The organism is Aromatoleum sp. (genome assembly GCF_035254505.1).
In the GTDB taxonomy this organism is placed as follows: Bacteria; Pseudomonadota; Gammaproteobacteria; order Burkholderiales; family Rhodocyclaceae; genus Aromatoleum.
On sequence record NZ_DATFAO010000044.1, the window covers coordinates 106,778 to 121,135 of the forward strand.

General features: G+C 67.4%; 14 protein-coding genes. 5 read left to right on the forward strand and 9 right to left on the reverse strand.

Annotated elements, in window-relative coordinates; translation table 11 throughout:
- Nucleotides 1-42: 42 nt before the first annotated feature.
- Nucleotides 43-696 carry a two-component system response regulator NarL gene (narL, locus tag VJ673_RS07405; protein ID WP_324125420.1) on the reverse strand — a complete coding sequence of 218 codons (654 nt, stop codon included), beginning with the start codon at nucleotides 694-696 and terminating at the stop codon, nucleotides 43-45.
- Nucleotides 693-2,639: a histidine kinase gene (locus VJ673_RS07410; RefSeq protein ID WP_324125421.1), complete on the reverse strand. Its 1,947-nt coding sequence runs from the start codon at nucleotides 2,637-2,639 to the stop codon at nucleotides 693-695. Before VJ673_RS07410 ends, narL begins: the two co-directional genes overlap by 4 nt.
- Nucleotides 2,640-2,855: 216 nt before the next feature.
- Between VJ673_RS07410 and VJ673_RS07415 the strand changes: the two genes are divergently transcribed.
- The gene (locus VJ673_RS07415) at nucleotides 2,856-3,539 is read left to right on the forward strand and encodes a Crp/Fnr family transcriptional regulator (RefSeq protein ID WP_324125422.1); all 684 of its coding nucleotides are present in this window, start codon (nucleotides 2,856-2,858) and stop codon (nucleotides 3,537-3,539) included.
- Between the two features lie 3 nt (nucleotides 3,540-3,542).
- On the opposite strand, the gene VJ673_RS07420 is transcribed toward VJ673_RS07415, so the two are convergent.
- The 3 genes from VJ673_RS07420 to VJ673_RS07430 form a co-directional block, all read right to left on the reverse strand.
- Nucleotides 3,543-4,946, reverse strand: coding sequence for an exonuclease domain-containing protein (locus tag VJ673_RS07420; protein ID WP_324125423.1), 1,404 nt, complete (start codon nucleotides 4,944-4,946; stop codon nucleotides 3,543-3,545).
- A gap of 77 nt (nucleotides 4,947-5,023) precedes the next feature.
- Nucleotides 5,024-5,224 (reverse strand): DUF3460 family protein, encoded by a 201-nt coding sequence (locus tag VJ673_RS07425; protein ID WP_324125424.1) that lies wholly within the window; start codon nucleotides 5,222-5,224, stop codon nucleotides 5,024-5,026.
- 81 nt (nucleotides 5,225-5,305) lie between these two features.
- Complete coding sequence (locus tag VJ673_RS07430) at nucleotides 5,306-5,905, reverse strand: LysE family translocator (RefSeq protein WP_324125425.1); 600 nt, start codon at nucleotides 5,903-5,905, stop codon at nucleotides 5,306-5,308.
- Nucleotides 5,906-6,052: 147 nt separating this feature from the next.
- Between VJ673_RS07430 and VJ673_RS07435 the strand changes: the two genes are divergently transcribed.
- Nucleotides 6,053-7,486 (forward strand): aminotransferase-like domain-containing protein, encoded by a 1,434-nt coding sequence (locus VJ673_RS07435; RefSeq protein ID WP_324125426.1) that lies wholly within the window; start codon nucleotides 6,053-6,055, stop codon nucleotides 7,484-7,486.
- A gap of 7 nt (nucleotides 7,487-7,493) precedes the next feature.
- Here the strand turns inward: VJ673_RS07435 and VJ673_RS07440 are convergent, their stop codons facing one another.
- The 4 genes from VJ673_RS07440 to gmk are packed head-to-tail and all read right to left on the reverse strand — an operon-like array spanning nucleotide 7,494 to nucleotide 11,665.
- Nucleotides 7,494-8,597 (reverse strand): CobW family GTP-binding protein, encoded by a 1,104-nt coding sequence (locus VJ673_RS07440; RefSeq protein ID WP_324125427.1) that lies wholly within the window; start codon nucleotides 8,595-8,597, stop codon nucleotides 7,494-7,496.
- A gap of 4 nt (nucleotides 8,598-8,601) precedes the next feature.
- The gene (locus VJ673_RS07445; protein ID WP_324125428.1) at nucleotides 8,602-10,803 is read right to left on the reverse strand and encodes a RelA/SpoT family protein; all 2,202 of its coding nucleotides are present in this window, start codon (nucleotides 10,801-10,803) and stop codon (nucleotides 8,602-8,604) included.
- Between the two features lie 28 nt (nucleotides 10,804-10,831).
- Complete coding sequence (rpoZ, locus tag VJ673_RS07450; RefSeq protein WP_324125429.1) at nucleotides 10,832-11,047, reverse strand: DNA-directed RNA polymerase subunit omega; 216 nt, start codon at nucleotides 11,045-11,047, stop codon at nucleotides 10,832-10,834.
- A 3-nt stretch (nucleotides 11,048-11,050) separates the two neighbouring features.
- Nucleotides 11,051-11,665, reverse strand: a complete 615-nt coding sequence (gene gmk / locus VJ673_RS07455) for a guanylate kinase (protein ID WP_324125430.1) — start codon at nucleotides 11,663-11,665, stop codon at nucleotides 11,051-11,053.
- A gap of 124 nt (nucleotides 11,666-11,789) precedes the next feature.
- Here gmk and VJ673_RS07460 point away from each other — a divergent pair, with 124 nt between their 5' ends.
- The 3 genes from VJ673_RS07460 to VJ673_RS07470 are packed head-to-tail and all read left to right on the forward strand — an operon-like array spanning nucleotide 11,790 to nucleotide 14,316.
- Nucleotides 11,790-12,767 carry a DUF2157 domain-containing protein gene (locus VJ673_RS07460; protein ID WP_324125431.1) on the forward strand — a complete coding sequence of 326 codons (978 nt, stop codon included), beginning with the start codon at nucleotides 11,790-11,792 and terminating at the stop codon, nucleotides 12,765-12,767.
- Nucleotides 12,764-13,825 (forward strand): DUF4401 domain-containing protein, encoded by a 1,062-nt coding sequence (locus VJ673_RS07465; RefSeq protein WP_324125432.1) that lies wholly within the window; start codon nucleotides 12,764-12,766, stop codon nucleotides 13,823-13,825. Before VJ673_RS07460 ends, VJ673_RS07465 begins: the two co-directional genes overlap by 4 nt.
- The gene (locus VJ673_RS07470; RefSeq protein ID WP_324125433.1) at nucleotides 13,822-14,316 is read left to right on the forward strand and encodes a GDYXXLXY domain-containing protein; all 495 of its coding nucleotides are present in this window, start codon (nucleotides 13,822-13,824) and stop codon (nucleotides 14,314-14,316) included. The genes VJ673_RS07465 and VJ673_RS07470 overlap by 4 nt, the downstream gene beginning before the upstream one ends.
- Nucleotides 14,317-14,358: the final 42 nt, after the last annotated feature.

Here is a 14,358-nt window from a genome sequence, read left to right on the forward strand (position 1 = left end):
TTTCTTCCTATCTAATCGGAATAGCCGCGCAGAAGAAGCGCGTCAGCGCTCGGTTCGCAGGTGTTCGACTGCCCACACGGCGGCCTCGACGCGGGAGCGGAAGTTGAGCTTGCGCAGCAGATGTTTGACGTGGACCTTCACGGTCCCTTCCGCGATGTCGAGTTCGCGCGCGATCTGCTTGTTCGACAGCCCCCCCGCGATATGGGCGAGGATGCCCTGCTCGCGCTCGGTGAGACCCGCAGCGGCGGCGCTTTCGGGACGCTTTTCCTGGCGCAGTGCGACGGCGAGGAGGTGGGTCAGTGCGTCGGACACGACAATGCGGCCGGCTGCGGCCGAATTCAGGGCCTCGACCATCGCCTCGGGTTCCATGTCCTTCAGCAGGTAGCCGTCGGCACCGGCGCGCAGGGCGGCAACGAGGTCCTCCGCGGCGTCCGACACCGTGACCATCACGACGCGCGTGTCGAGATCCGCCTGCTTGACCAGACGCAGCACGTCCAGCCCGGACAAGCCCTTCATGTTGAGATCGAGCAGCAGCAGGTCGGGGCGCAGACGCAGCGTCTGCACGAGCCCGTCATGACCGTCGGCTGCCTCGGCGAGCAGACGGAAACCGGGGATGGTCCGCAGCAGCTGGATCAGGCCGCGGCGGAACAACGGGTGGTCGTCGATGATGATGACGCTGGGAGAGAATTCGGTCATGTGAGGTGCGGAACGACGGGTTCTGCGAACAGGGTTGGAATCGCGCCGGGTGAGAAGCGTACCACCAAGCGCGTGCCGCCCGCAGGACGCGACTGGATCTCGAACTGGCCGCCGAGGCCGCGCGCACGCTCGCTCATGATCGTCAGGCCGAAATGATGCGGCTCGCCGCCGCCGGGCGGCTTCATGCCGACGCCATCATCCTCGATTTCGAGACAGAGGTCCCCGCTTTCGAGACGCCGCAGCATCACGCGGATCCTGCTCGCCCGGGCGTGCCGCGTCGCGTTCGACAGCCCTTCGCGGATGATGTGGAGAACGTGGATTTCCTGGTTTGGTGTGAGGTGTGAATCGCCAACGCTGACTTCGAGATCGATCGGTATGCCGCTGCGCGCGGCGTATTCGGACACCGTGTTGGCGAGCAGGCGCGAGAAGTCGCCTTCGATCTGCAGGCGGAAGGTCGCCAGCAGCTCGCGCAGCTGGCGGTAGGCGGAGCTGATCCCTTCCTTGAGATCGGCGAGCACGGCCTGCGCCTCGTCCCCCGGCTGTTCGCCGTTCAGTGCAGACGACAGCAGGCTCGCCTGGATCTTCATGAACGACAGCGATTGTGCGAGCGAGTCATGGAGCTCCCGGGCGATGGTCGAGCGCTCCTCCTGCAGCGCCAGCAGGCGTTCGCGCTCGCTCTGGAAGGAGATGCCGAGCGCAATCCCCATGTGGCGCGTGACCGCTTCAAGGAGCGTGCGCTCCCAGTCCGCGAGGCGCCGCCCCTTCGGCATCGCCAGCCGCAGCATGCCGTAGAGCCGCTCCGCGTCGCGCAACGGCACCTGCAGCACGTCCACGTTGCCCTCGGGCCGATAAGTCCATGGCGATTCGCGTCCCGAACAGTTCTGGCATGCCGCCGAGTCGAGCTCGCGCTCGGCGCAGTCGCCGAAGCTCGTGGCGAGCACCGTCGCGACACCGCCGAACTTGGGCTCGACGCAGACGAAGCTGCCCGCCAAGCCCAACACGTTCTCGAGCTCACGCAGCGTCCCGGCATAGGTATCGGTGCTCGCCGGCGCGTAGTAGAGGCGCGAGATCACGTGGTAGAGCAGTTCGAGCGCGCGGTTGCTGCGCGTCAGGTCCGAGGTCTTGTCCTGCACCCGACGCTCGAGGTCGCGGTAGGCGCCGGACAGCTCCTCGGCCATCGCGTTGAAGGCCTCGCCGACCCGCCCCAGCTCGTCGGGGCCAGTGTGCTCGCTGCGCGCGGAAAAGTCGCCGCGGGCGATGCGCACCGCGCAGCGGCGCAATTCGGTCAGAGGCTGGAAGACGCGGCGCCGCAACAGGTAGAGCGCCGCGACGACGACCGCCAGCAGCGTCACGAGTGCCGCCGCGAGCATCGTACGTAGCTGCTCGATGCGCGATTCGGCATCGTGTTCGAGCACCGCGACCAGGGTGTTGATCTGGTCGGCGAAGGTGTCGACCTCGCCCAGCAAGGCCTCATAATGGGCTCCGAGATCGGGGTCGGCCTGCGACGGCAGCGGGACTTCCAGCAGCCGGGGGCGGATGTGGGCGCGCCACCCGACCTCCACGCCGCGGAAGATCGACGAGAACACTCCGCTGGGTTCGCGGGCGAGCAATTCGACAAGCGCCGGATGCGCGAGCGCGGTTTCAAACGCGGCCACCGCCTCTTCGACCTGGGTTTGGCCATTGCGGTCGTTCAGCCCGCGCGCGACCGCGAGCGTGCCGGCGCGCTGCGCGAGCCGCCGCAGGCTGCCCGCGGCATTGATCGCGCTTGCGCTACCACCGACCGACTCGATCACGAGCACAGACGAACCGATGCCGGCCACGCTGATCAACGTGACCGTCATGAAAGCCAGCACCAACAGCAACAGGATGGCGCGGCCCGCCAGCCTATCGCCCAGCCGCCGCGACCAAGTGCGGGTGCCTGTCCCTTCGGCAACCGTGTTCATGGGAATACCTCCATATCTCCGCGTGCCCCGCCTCCACTCCGACCCGAGCACGCACCTCCATTAAATCAGGTACTTGCGTGATACCACCTATACCTCATCGGAGGTATTCGGACTCAAACGGAGCCGCCACACCCCATGGTTTCGACCGCCGCTCCTGCCTACACTCCGTTACGGGTCGAGTCGCGGCCCGCCGCATGAGCCCGAGGAGCTGAGCCAATGACCGTCACCAGCCATCCGCAAATCCGTGAGACCTTGTCCCGCTTCACGCCGTTCGATCAACTGGACGAAGCGGCATCGGCCAAGCTCGCGCAAAGCGTTCGGGCGACGCGGATCGTGCGCGGCGAACTCGTGGTGCAACGTGGCAAAGCGCCAGGCGGCATGTATCTGGTGGCCGAAGGTGAGGTCAAATTGTTCCTCATCTCCAGCGCTGGTGCAGAAAAGATCGTCCGCCTCGCACGGGCCGGCGACACTTTCTGCGAAGAGACGCTGTTCGGCGCCGATGAGCCGGTCCTCGCGGCCCAGGCCACCCGCGAGAGCGTGCTGCTCTTTGTCCCCCGCGCCGCGATCACTGCCACGATGCCGACCCAGCCGGCCTTCGCGATGGCGCTGATGGCCCGCCTGTCGCGCCGGGTCGGCGAACTCGTCGAGGGGATGGAGCAGTGCATCCAGCGCAGCAGCACCCAGCGCGTCGCGCACTATCTCGTCCAGCACGCGGACCGCGACAGCATCGAAGTACGCCTGCCCTGCGACAAGCAGACAATCGCCTCGCAACTCAATCTGACGCCGGAAACCTTCTCGCGCGTCCTCAACCGGCTCACGCGCGACGGCGCGATCCTTCCGCGCGGCCGGCGCGCGATCATGCTCACCGATCGGCCGCAACTGGAGCGGATGGCCGCCTGACGCTCAGTCGGTCAGGATGCTGACGGCATCGCGCTTGCCCTCGGCAGCGAGCCAGCGCACGAGCAAGCGGTAGCAGTCGAGGTCGAAGCGGCGCGGCGGCGCGCTCTCGCGAAGGGCCAGCAGTGCCGCCTCGCTGTCGGCGCTGCCCAGATGACACCAGTGGTCGAAGAGATGCCAGGCCTCGCTGCCGCTGTGTTCGGAACGTTCGGCGATCGCGACGGCTCCGGTCCACGGCCAGGGTCGCAGCCGCACCGCCCCCAGCGCACCGAGCAGGCGCTCGTCGTGTTCTGAAATGCTCTCGCGCTGAGCACAAACGCCGGCGCAGCGTCCCGCCAGATGCGCACTGCACGGACCGTTGCCGCCTTCGAGACCGAGGCGGCGCGGGCACAGGCGGTAGGACTGCGCGAGTTCGTGCAACAGGCTGTCGGCTTCCTTGCGCGTGCGGAACACGCCATGCACGTCGCGCCAGTCGAGCGGATCGGTACCGGCGAGCGGCACGCGCTGCAGGATCGGCGGACGCTTGCGCCCCGGCAACAACTGCAGCCCGAAAGCGCCCTCGCCGCTCGTCGCCGCGCGGTTGTACATCGGCCGGCGCTGGCGCAGCAACTCGGCCTCGCGCAACTGCGCGGTGAGTTCGCCTGCGCACTCTTCCCAATCGACTCGACGCACGCGGCGAGCGAGTTCGGCCTCCTGGCCCTTCGCGCGCGGCGAAAAGTGCTCCATCACGCGTGCGCGCAGACTGGCGCTGCGGCCGATGTAGAGCGGCTGATCGTTGTCGCCGTAAAAGAAATAAACGCCAGGCGATTCCGGCAGTCCTTCCAGCACGCCTTCGGGCAACTGCGGGGGCCGTGGCGGAGCCTTCATCGCGCGTTCGACGGCGTGGGCAAGCACGTCCGCGGGAAAGGCCTCCGTGACGAGGCGCGAGAACTGCCACAGCACCTCGGTATCGCCCATCGCGCGATGGCGCGCCGAGCACACGAAGCGATGACGCTCGATCAGCGCGTCGAGGCCGTGGCGATGCTGTTCCGGATAGAGGGCGCGCGACAGCTTGACCGTGCACAGCACCGGCGCGTCGAAGGTCTGACCGATGCGGCCGAACTCGCTGCGCATGAAGCCGTAGTCGAAACGCGCGTTGTGGGCGACGAACACGGCGCCGTCGAGACGTCTGCGCAGTTCGTCGGCGACGTCGGCGAAGTCGGGCGCGGTGGCGACCATCTCGTCGGTGATGCCGATCAGGCGCTGGATCAGCGGCGGGATCGGGCAACCGGGATTGACGAGGCTTTCCCAGCGGTCAACCAGTTCCCCGCGCTCGATGCGCAGCACCGCGATCTCCGTGACGCGATCGCGCACCAGATTCGCGCCGGTGGTTTCGACGTCGACCAGGACCAGGGATTCAGGCAGCGACACGGGACTCGGGCGACGATCGGGGAGTCAACGGCCGTCTCCCGGCGCCGCAGCATGCGGCACGTCGGGAAAGGTGGCGATCAGTTGTAGCTCTTGTAGGTCGTATCGTAGTAATACGGCTTGGTCGGGACTTCGGCGTCTTCGAAGGCTTCGTTCGTCGCCAGATCTTGCGGCTTGTCCCACCACAGGGCGCGACCCTTCTTCTGCTCGACGACTTCCTTCGGGTTCTTCTCGAGGAACTCGCGGATGAATTTCGTGTGATCGGATTCGTAGATCGCCATCTCTCTCTCCCTATGCAAGGCGACGTATTGTAGACCTCGCATCGCGCTTGCGCCACTGGCCCTTCGGCCCGAACCTCTCCCCTACTTCGACAGCATCTCGCCTGCAAGAATCCATAGCGCCGTCGCTCCCAGCATCGCGGCCATGCTGTAGTTGAAAAGGCGGAGCATCCGCGGCTGCTGCATCCACGTGCGCAGGCGGTCACCGGCGACGGCCCACAGCGCGATACACGGCAGGTTGATCACCGCGCAGAACACCGCCAGCATCGCCGCCGTCTGCCAGCCGCTGCCGCGCGGCAGGAAGAGGATCGCGACGTTGAGCACCATCATCCAGGCCTTCGGATTGACCCACTGGAAGAGCGCTGCGCCGACGAACCCCAGCGGACGCGACTTTCCGCCCGCCCCCGGCTCACCCGCACGCGCCTGCCGGTACGCAAGCCACAGCAGATAGGCGCAACCAGTGGCGACCAGCGCCGGGCGCGCGGCTTCGATCCAGGCCAGCACCCACGCGAGGGCCGTCGCAACGATGGCGACTTGCACGGCGTGGCCGATGCTGACGCCGAGCAAGTGCGGCACGGTACGGCGGAAGCCGAAGTTGACGCCGCTCGCGGCGAGCATCAGGTTGTTCGGACCGGGCGTCACAGACATCGTGGCGACATAGGTGAGCAGCGGCAGATCGAACATGGCTTTTCCTCCGGGGTCTCTGTCACGGAACACAGAATACGGAGTTACGCACAAAGGTTACAGATCCAGACTTTCGCATTTATACTGGACACAGTCATTCATATTCCGAACTGTACCCATCTATCTGCCGGTTCACTGCACCCCGCCATGAACGACGTCGCCCCGCCCCGCTATCAGACCCTTGCCCACGAACTGCGCCAGGCCATGGGCGACGGGCGACTCCCGCCCGGCGAACGCCTGCCCTCGGTACGCGAAGCGGCGAAAAGCCGCGGCCTGAGCATCAACACGGTGCTCGCCGCCTATCGCCAGCTCGAATCGCATGGGTTGATCGAGGCGCGCCCGCAGTCCGGCTATTTCGTGCGCTCGCGGCTGGCGACGCCCCCAGCGCCGAATTTCGGCAGTGAACCGGCGCCGGCACAGGCAGCCGAGACGCAGGTGCTGAGCCGCATCGCGACGGTGATCGCGGCGCAGTCCAGCCCCGACAACATCGACCTGTCGCTCGCCTGCCCGAAAGGGGGGGACTTCTATCCGGGCGAGCGTCTGAGCCGGCTCGTGAGCGAACTCGCGCGCAAGCGCCCGGGACTGCTGACCGACTACTCGCTCCCGCCGGGCTCACTGCTGCTGCGGCGCGAGATCTGCCGTCACGCGCAGGAACTTGCGATGGCGCTCGCGCCCGACGACATCCTGCTGATCAACGGCTGCATGGAGGGGCTGCAGCTCGGACTGCGCGCAGTGACGCGACCCGGCGATACGATCGCGGTCGAGTCGCCGACCTACTTCAACCTGATCCCGCTCGCCGAACGGCTCGGGCTCAAGACGATCGAGGTGCCGACGCATCCGGATACGGGGATGTCGCTCGACGCGCTGGAAATGCTGCTGTCCGAGAAGCGCGTGCAGGCGATCGTCGCGATGCCGAACGTACACAACCCCCTCGGTACCAGCATGCCGGTCGAAGCGAAGCGGCGGCTCGCGAATCTCGCCCATGAATATCGCGTCCCGGTGATCGAGGACGCGCTCTACGCCGAGCTGCAATACGCGACGCCACTGCAACCGGCCGTGAAGGCCTTCGATCGCGACGGCTGGGTGATCGTCTGCGCGTCCTATACTAAGACGCTGGCGCCGGGGTTCCGCATCGGCTGGATGGAAGGGGGGCGCTTCAAGCGTGAGCTCGCCGAGCTCAAGTTCTGTTCGTCAGTGTCGCAGCCGGCGCTGCTGTGCGAAGCGCTCGGTGTCTTCCTCGAGAACGGCGGCTACGCGCAGCACCTGCGGCGTCTGCGTCGTGCCTACGCGGGACAGATCGACCGGCTGCGCGGCCTCATCGACACGGCCTTTCCCGCCGGCACCCACGCGACGCTGCCGACAGGCGGTTTCCTCGTGTGGGTACAGCTGCCGGAAGGCTGCGACACGAACCGGCTCTTCGACGACGCCCAGGCGCGCCGCATCAGCATCACGCCCGGCACGCTGTTCTCGCCCAGCGGGCGCTTCGGGCGCTATGTGCGGCTATCGGGCTGCTACCCGTTCTCGGAGCGCCACGTGCATGCGCTGATGACGCTGGGCGAGCTCGCCGCGCAGCAGTTATGAGGGTGAGCTAGGAGGGCGTCTGGCCGCAGAAGCTCGCCAGCATCATCGCGACGTCGTCGCGCCCGAGTCCGTTGACGATGAAAACGATCCGGCTGCGGCGATCGTCGTAGGGGGGCGTGACTGGCCAGGCCGGCAGGCTGGACGTCGGATAGGCCGAGTGCTGCACGCATTGCAGCACGCGCGGCTGCGGATCGCCTGCCACGTTGAGCAAGCCCTTGATGCGCAGGATCCGGGCGCCGTAAAGCTGCAGGATCATGCCGAGGCCATCCGCGAAGGACAGCCAGTCGAGCGGTTCGTCGAAGCGCAGCACGAAGCTCGTGACGCCGCTGTCGTGGCGCGCAGGCGCCTCGGCGCGAGGGGCGGACGCACCCGGACGGCGCCATGCGGTCGGCGCGGGCTGCGCGCGCTGACGTTCGGCGCCGAGCCATGCCGCGACGTCGGCCGGTTTGCTGCCCGGATCGTAGACGCCGCAGCCCGACACCGCCTCAGCCGACACCTCGCCGCGGAACACCTCGACGCAGGGCGCGCCCGGATTGAGCTCGGCAAGCCGTTCGGCCACCGCCGCGCGCTGCGCCTCGTCGGCGAGATCGCACTTCGTCAGCAGCAGGCGGTCGGCCATCGCGACCTGGCGCACGGCCTCGCGATGCGTGTCGAGCTGGGCGAGCGCGTGCGTCGCGTCGACCGCGGTGATCACGCCCTCGCAGCGGTAGCGCTCGGCGATGAAGGGCTCCTGCATCAGCGTGTAGATCACCGGCGCCGGATCCGCGAGGCCGGTCGTCTCGATCAGGACGCGGTCGAGGCCGGGGATCTCGCGGCGCAGCGCGCGCATGAAGAGATTCTTCAGCGCCTTCACGAGATCGCCCTGCACGCTGCAGCACACGCAGCCTGAGTCGAGCACGACGAGGGTCTCGTCGACCTTGTCGACGAGGTGGTGGTCGACAGCGACTTCGCCGAATTCGTTGATCAGCACCGCCGCGCGTGCCATCGCCGGGTCGTGCAGCAGATGGTTCAAGAGCGTCGTCTTGCCGGCGCCGAGGAAGCCGGTCAGCAGCGTGACGGGAACGCGGCGGTCGGCACTTTCCTCGGCCGCGCGGGAATCCGGGCTGCTCATCGGATCAGGGCCGCGAATCGCTCTTCAGGCGGCCGATGCGCACGACTTCCGGCTCGCGCCGCACCGCACGCATCACGCGTGCGAGGTGCATACGGTCGCGCACCTGCACCGTGAGGCTCATCGCGGTATAAAGGCCGCCCTGTTCGGTGTCCATCGTCACGTTCTGGATGTTGCAGTCCTCGTCCGCGATCGCGCTCGCAACGCGGGCGAGCACGCCGCGCACGTTCTTCGTCAGCACGCGGATCGTGACGTCGAAGAGCCGCTCCTCGCCCGATTCCCACTCGACGTCGACCCAGCGACCGCGGTCGCCGCGCAGCTTCGCGACGACCTGGCAGTCGTGCAGATGGACCTCGAGCCCCTGGCCCTTGCGGATCACGCCGATGATCGGGTCGCCGGGGATCGGCTGGCAGCAGCGTGCGAGCTGCACCGCGATGCCCTCGCTGCCGCGGATCAGGATTGCGCCCGCGGGCTTCGGCTTGACGACGTCCGGGCGGCCGGATTCCATGTCCTGCGCCTGCGCGAGCCGCCGCGCGACGATCACCGGCAGGCGGCGGCCGAGGCCGATGTCGGCGAGGATTTCGCGCTTCGCACGGACGCCGCGGTCGCGCATGAAACGGTCCCACGCGAAGGCGCTGATCTGGCCGAGCGTCAGGCCGTGTGGGCGCAGCGCCTGGTTCAGCAGCCGCTCGCCGAGCGATACCGATTCTTCCTGCTGCGCGCCCTTCAGGAAATGGCGGATCTGCGCGCGCGCCTTGCCGGTACGGACGTAAGCGAGCCAGGCCGGATTCGGGTTCGCGTGCGCCGCGGTAATGATCTCGACCTGATCGCCGTTCCGCAGCTCCGTGCGCAGCGGCATCAGGTCGCCGTTGATACGACAGGCGACGCAGCGGTTGCCGATGTCGGTATGGACCGCGTAGGCGAAATCGACGGCCGTCGAGCCCTTCAAGAGCGACAGGATGCGGCCCTTGGGCGTGAAGACGTAGACCTCGCCCGGGAAGAGATCGATCTTCACGTGCTCGAGGAATTCGGTCGCCTCGCCCGAAGTCGATTGCAGCTCGAGCAGCGATTGCAGCCACGAGTGCGTCTTCTGCTGCAGCTCGGTGAGCGTCTTCTCGTCTTCCTTGTACAGCCAGTGCGACGCGACTCCGCTCTCGGCGATGTGGTGCATCTCGGCGGTGCGGATCTGCACCTCGACCGGCGTGCCAAACGGGCCGATCAGCGTCGTGTGCAACGACTGATAGCCGTTCGCCTTCGGGATCGCGATGTAGTCCTTGAACTTGCCCGGCACCGGCTTGTACATCGAGTGCAGCGCGCCGATTGCGAGATAGCACGCCGGCACATCGGGCACGATCACGCGGAAGCCGTAGATGTCGAGCACCTGCGAGAACGAGAGGTGCTTCTCGGCCATCTTGCGGTAGATCGAGAAGAGGTGCTTCTCGCGGCCGCGCACCTCGGCGCGGATGCCCCACTGCGGCAGCCGCTCCTCGATCGCCACCAGCACCTTGCCGACGACCTCGCGCCGGTTGCCGCGCGCCGATTTCACCGCACGCGACAGCACGCGGTAGCGCATCGGAAACTTGTGTTCGAAGGCGAGTTCCTGCAGCTCGCGGAAGATGTTATTCAGCCCCAGCCGGTTCGCGATCGGGGCGTAGATCTCCAGCGTCTCCTGCGCGATGCGGCGACGCTTGGCGGGACGCACGCAATGCAGCGTGCGCATGTTGTGCAGGCGATCGGCGAGCTTGATCAGGATGACCCGCAGGTCGCTCGCCATCGCGAGCAGCATCTTGCGGAAGTTCTCCGCCTGCGCCTCTTCCTGCGAGCGGAATTCGATCTTGTCGAGCTTGGAGACGCCGTCGACGAGCTCGGCGGAAGTCTTGCCGAAGCGCTCGGCGATCTCTTGCTTGGAGATGTGGGTGTCCTCCATGACGTCATGGAGGAGCGCCGCGATCAGCGCCTGCGGGTCGAGGTGCCAGTCGGCGACGATGTCGGCGACGGCGACCGGGTGCGTGATGTAGGGATCACCGCTGATGCGGAACTGGCCCTCGTGGGCGTTCGCTGCAAAGTGGTACGCCGCCTCGATGCGGCCGACATCCTCGGCGCGCAGGTAGCCGCCCAGCTTGGTCTTGAGCTGGGCGAAGTCCAGCGCCAGCACGCACGAGGGCGGCGGGCGGAAAGGTTCGGGAGCGGGAATCGCGGCAGCTTCCATGGCACGACTTCCCTCTGCCCGAAGGGGATCAGGCCTGTCCGCGATTGAGGACTTCCAGGCCGACCTTGCCGGCGGCAATTTCACGCAGGGCGATGACGGTCGGCTTGTCCTTGTCGCTCTTGTCGATTTCGACCTGGGGAGTCGAGCCGATCGTGATCTGGCGAGCGCGATAGGTCGCGGCGAGCGTCAGCTGGAAGCGATTGGGAATCCGTTTGAGGCAATCCTCGATGGTGATGCGAGCCATGTGTCAGTCCTGTTCTAGAAAATCGAAAAACTGCTGGTGCCGAAGGCGCTGCCGCCCGTAGCGCAGCCGCGAGGCGCGCACCACCGCGACCAGATCGTCGATGGCGCTCTGCAATTCGTTGTTCAGTATAACGTAGTCGAATTCGCCGACATGCCGCATCTCGCCGCGTGCGCCCAGGAGGCGGCGGGCGATCACCTCGTCGCTGTCGGTGCCGCGGCCGCGCAGCCGCGACTCGAGCTCCTCGACCGACGGCGGCAAAACGAACACGCCGATGGCCTCCTGAAACACGCGCCGCACCTGCTGCGCCCCCTGCCAGTCGATTTCGAGCAGGATGTCGCGTCCGGAGGAGATCTGCTCTTTTAGCCAGACCTTCGAGGTGCCGTAATAGTTTCCGTGCACCTCCGCCCATTCCAGGAATTCGCCGCGATCGCGCAACGTGCGGAAGGTCGGGACGTCGACGAAGTGGTATTCGCGACCGTTCTGCTCGCCCGACCGCGGCGTCCGGGTCGTATAGGACACCGAAAGCTGGATTTGCGGATCGCGCTCGAGCAATCCCTTCACCAGGGTAGTCTTACCGGCTCCCGAGGGCGCGGTGACGATGATCAGAGTACCGGGCATGGATTTGATTCGACAGGCAGATCGTCCATTGTGCCAGCGAGCCCCGCCGTGCCGCAAACGGTGCGGGGCGCAAAGGCGCGCGGATTATGGTTAGAATGCATATTTCGCCCCGATGGATACGCGAATGTCGTTGCCAGACGCCGACCGGGAAAGCCTGCTCGCACTCGCCGAGAGCGGCGCCCTGTCGCGTGCCCAGCTCGACGCCGCAGCGCGGCTCCTACCCCTCGCGCCATCCGGCGAGAGCTGGCTGCGTGCCGCAGACCGCACGCTCGCGGTGGCCGGCGCCCTGCTCCTCGCGGCGGGACTGATCTTCTTCTTCGCGTACAACTGGGACACGCTGCATCGCTTCGCCAAGCTGGGGCTCGCAGGCACGGCGCTCTTCGCCTGCGTTGCGGTCGCCTTCGTGACGGCGCCTTTCGGTACTGCGTGGCGCGCCGCGCTGCTTGCCGCCTCGATCGCCACCGGCGCGCTGCTCGCGCTGATCGGCCAGATCTACCAGACGGGCGCCGATGTCTGGGAACTCTTCGCGGCATGGGCGGCGCTGATGATGCCTTTCGCGCTGCTCGCGCGCTCCTCGGCCTGCTGGGTGCTGTGGCTGACGATCGCGAACGCGGCGCTGCTGCGTGGGCTGTCGCAGTCGGCATGGCTTCACTTCTTCGGCGCGCTCGACCGGCCGGGCGCGCTGTTCGCCATTGCCGCGCTGAACGCGCTGGTGCTGATCGCCTTCGAAGTCGCCGGCGCGGCGCTCCTCGCACATCCGCATCGCCACGTCATGCGCTTGGCGGGCGTTGGCGTACTGGCGCCGCTCGCGATCGGCGCGTGCCTGGGCTGGTGGGAACGCGACTTCGTGCCGCTCATCCTGGCCTTCTTGGCGACCGCCGCCCTGTCGCTGCGCTGCTACCTCGGGGTCCGGCGCGACGTGCCACTGCTCGCGGCAACGGCGTTCAGCGGGATCGCCGTGGCGAGCGCGGCATTGACGCGGCTCCTCGAACACGGGTCGGACTTCCTGTCGATCAACCTGATCGCCGGCTTCGTCATCGCCAGCACGGCCTTCGCCGGCGTGTGGCTGAAGCGCCTGTACCAAGAGGGCAAGGCCGCATGAGCGCGATACCGAGTGCCCGTCTGCTCGACGCCCTGCAGGCCGAGGGGATTCTCGACGACGCCGCATGCGAGGCAATCGCCGGCGACGCTCCGATGCCCTGGTGGCTCGCCGTGGTCCAGGGCTTCGCGGCCTGGGTTGCGTCGCTGATCATCCTTTCGTCCTTCTTCGGTCCGCTGTTGATGGCCGGCAATGGTCCGGTCACGCGCGCGGTCGGCGGCGTCGTGTTGCTCGCCGCGGCCTTTCTGCTGTTCCGGCGCCGTCGCACCTTCACGGACCAGATGGCGCTCGCCTTCTCGTTCGCCGGCCAAGCGCTGCTCGTGTCGTCGGTCGCGGACCGCTTCCTCTACATGGTGCAGGGCACCGACACCCTCGCGCGGACGGCGCTCGTAGTCGCCGCGGCGATGGCGGCGATTCCTTCGACAACGCTGCATCGCACCGCCTGCGTGCTGACGGTGCTCGCCAGCATCGGCTATCTGATCGGGCCGGGCGACGGACTCGCCGTGTTCGGGCTTGCGCTCGCGGTGGTCGCGCTCGCGCTGTGGCTGTCGCGCGCTCGCTGGGCGCCCCATCCGCAGGCGCCGCTATTCAAGGCCGCGGGCCACGCGACCACGCTCGCAGCGCTGTGCGTGGCGGTCTATGGCAGCGATACGTCCGGAACGCCCTTGCTTGGCGAACTGCTCCGCGACCGCCATCTGAGCTTCGTGCTGCCGATCTACCGCGTCGGCGCGGCAGCCCTGTTCACGGGCACGGTTTTCTGGCTGAGTCGCGACGCAGGCCGCTTGCGAGTGCCGCTGGCAGTCGCGGGACTACTCTTCGCCGTCGTCGCACACCCCGCCCCCGGCCTGCTGGTGAGCGCTGCGGTACTGCTCGCTGCCTTCCACGCCAGCCACCGCGGCTGGACGGTGATGGCGCTTGCGTTTGCGGCCCTCTACCTCGGCGAGTATCACTACAGCCTGCACAGCACGCTGCTGATCAAATCAGCTGTCATCGCCGCGAGCGGCGTCGTCCTGCTCGCCGCGCGCGCCGCACTGCTTGCCCTGAGCCGGAGCCCCCGATGAGCCGCATCGCCTTGCGTGTCGCCCTGCTCGCTTCGCTGCTGCTGGTTGCCGCGGCGGCGTTCGTCGCCGTGACCGGCAACGAACGGATCCTCCGCGAAGGCCGTATCGTCCTCCTTCACCTCGCGCCGGTCGATCCCCGCTCGCTGATGCAGGGGGACTACATGGCGCTGCGCTACGCGATCGAGAGCGAGCTTCCGGCCCAGGATTCGGCGCACGGCTACGCCCATGTCGGGCTGGATGCGCAGGGCCGCGCGACCTTTGTCGCGGTCGCCGATGAGCTGCCCGCGGATCCTGCCCTCGTTGGGATGAAGCTGCGCTGGCGCGAGCACCGCTTGAGCGTTGGGCCGAACGGCTTCTTCTTCCAGGAAGGACGCGCCGCCGATTTCGCCGCGGCGAAATGGGGCGAATTCCGCGTCGACGAGCAGGGTAAGGCGCTGCTGACGCACCTGCGGGCCGAGGATCTGAGCAGGCTGGGCGAAAACCGGCGCTGAAGCCCCCTGTCGCAAATCGAGCAGGGACGGGCGGCAGGCGCT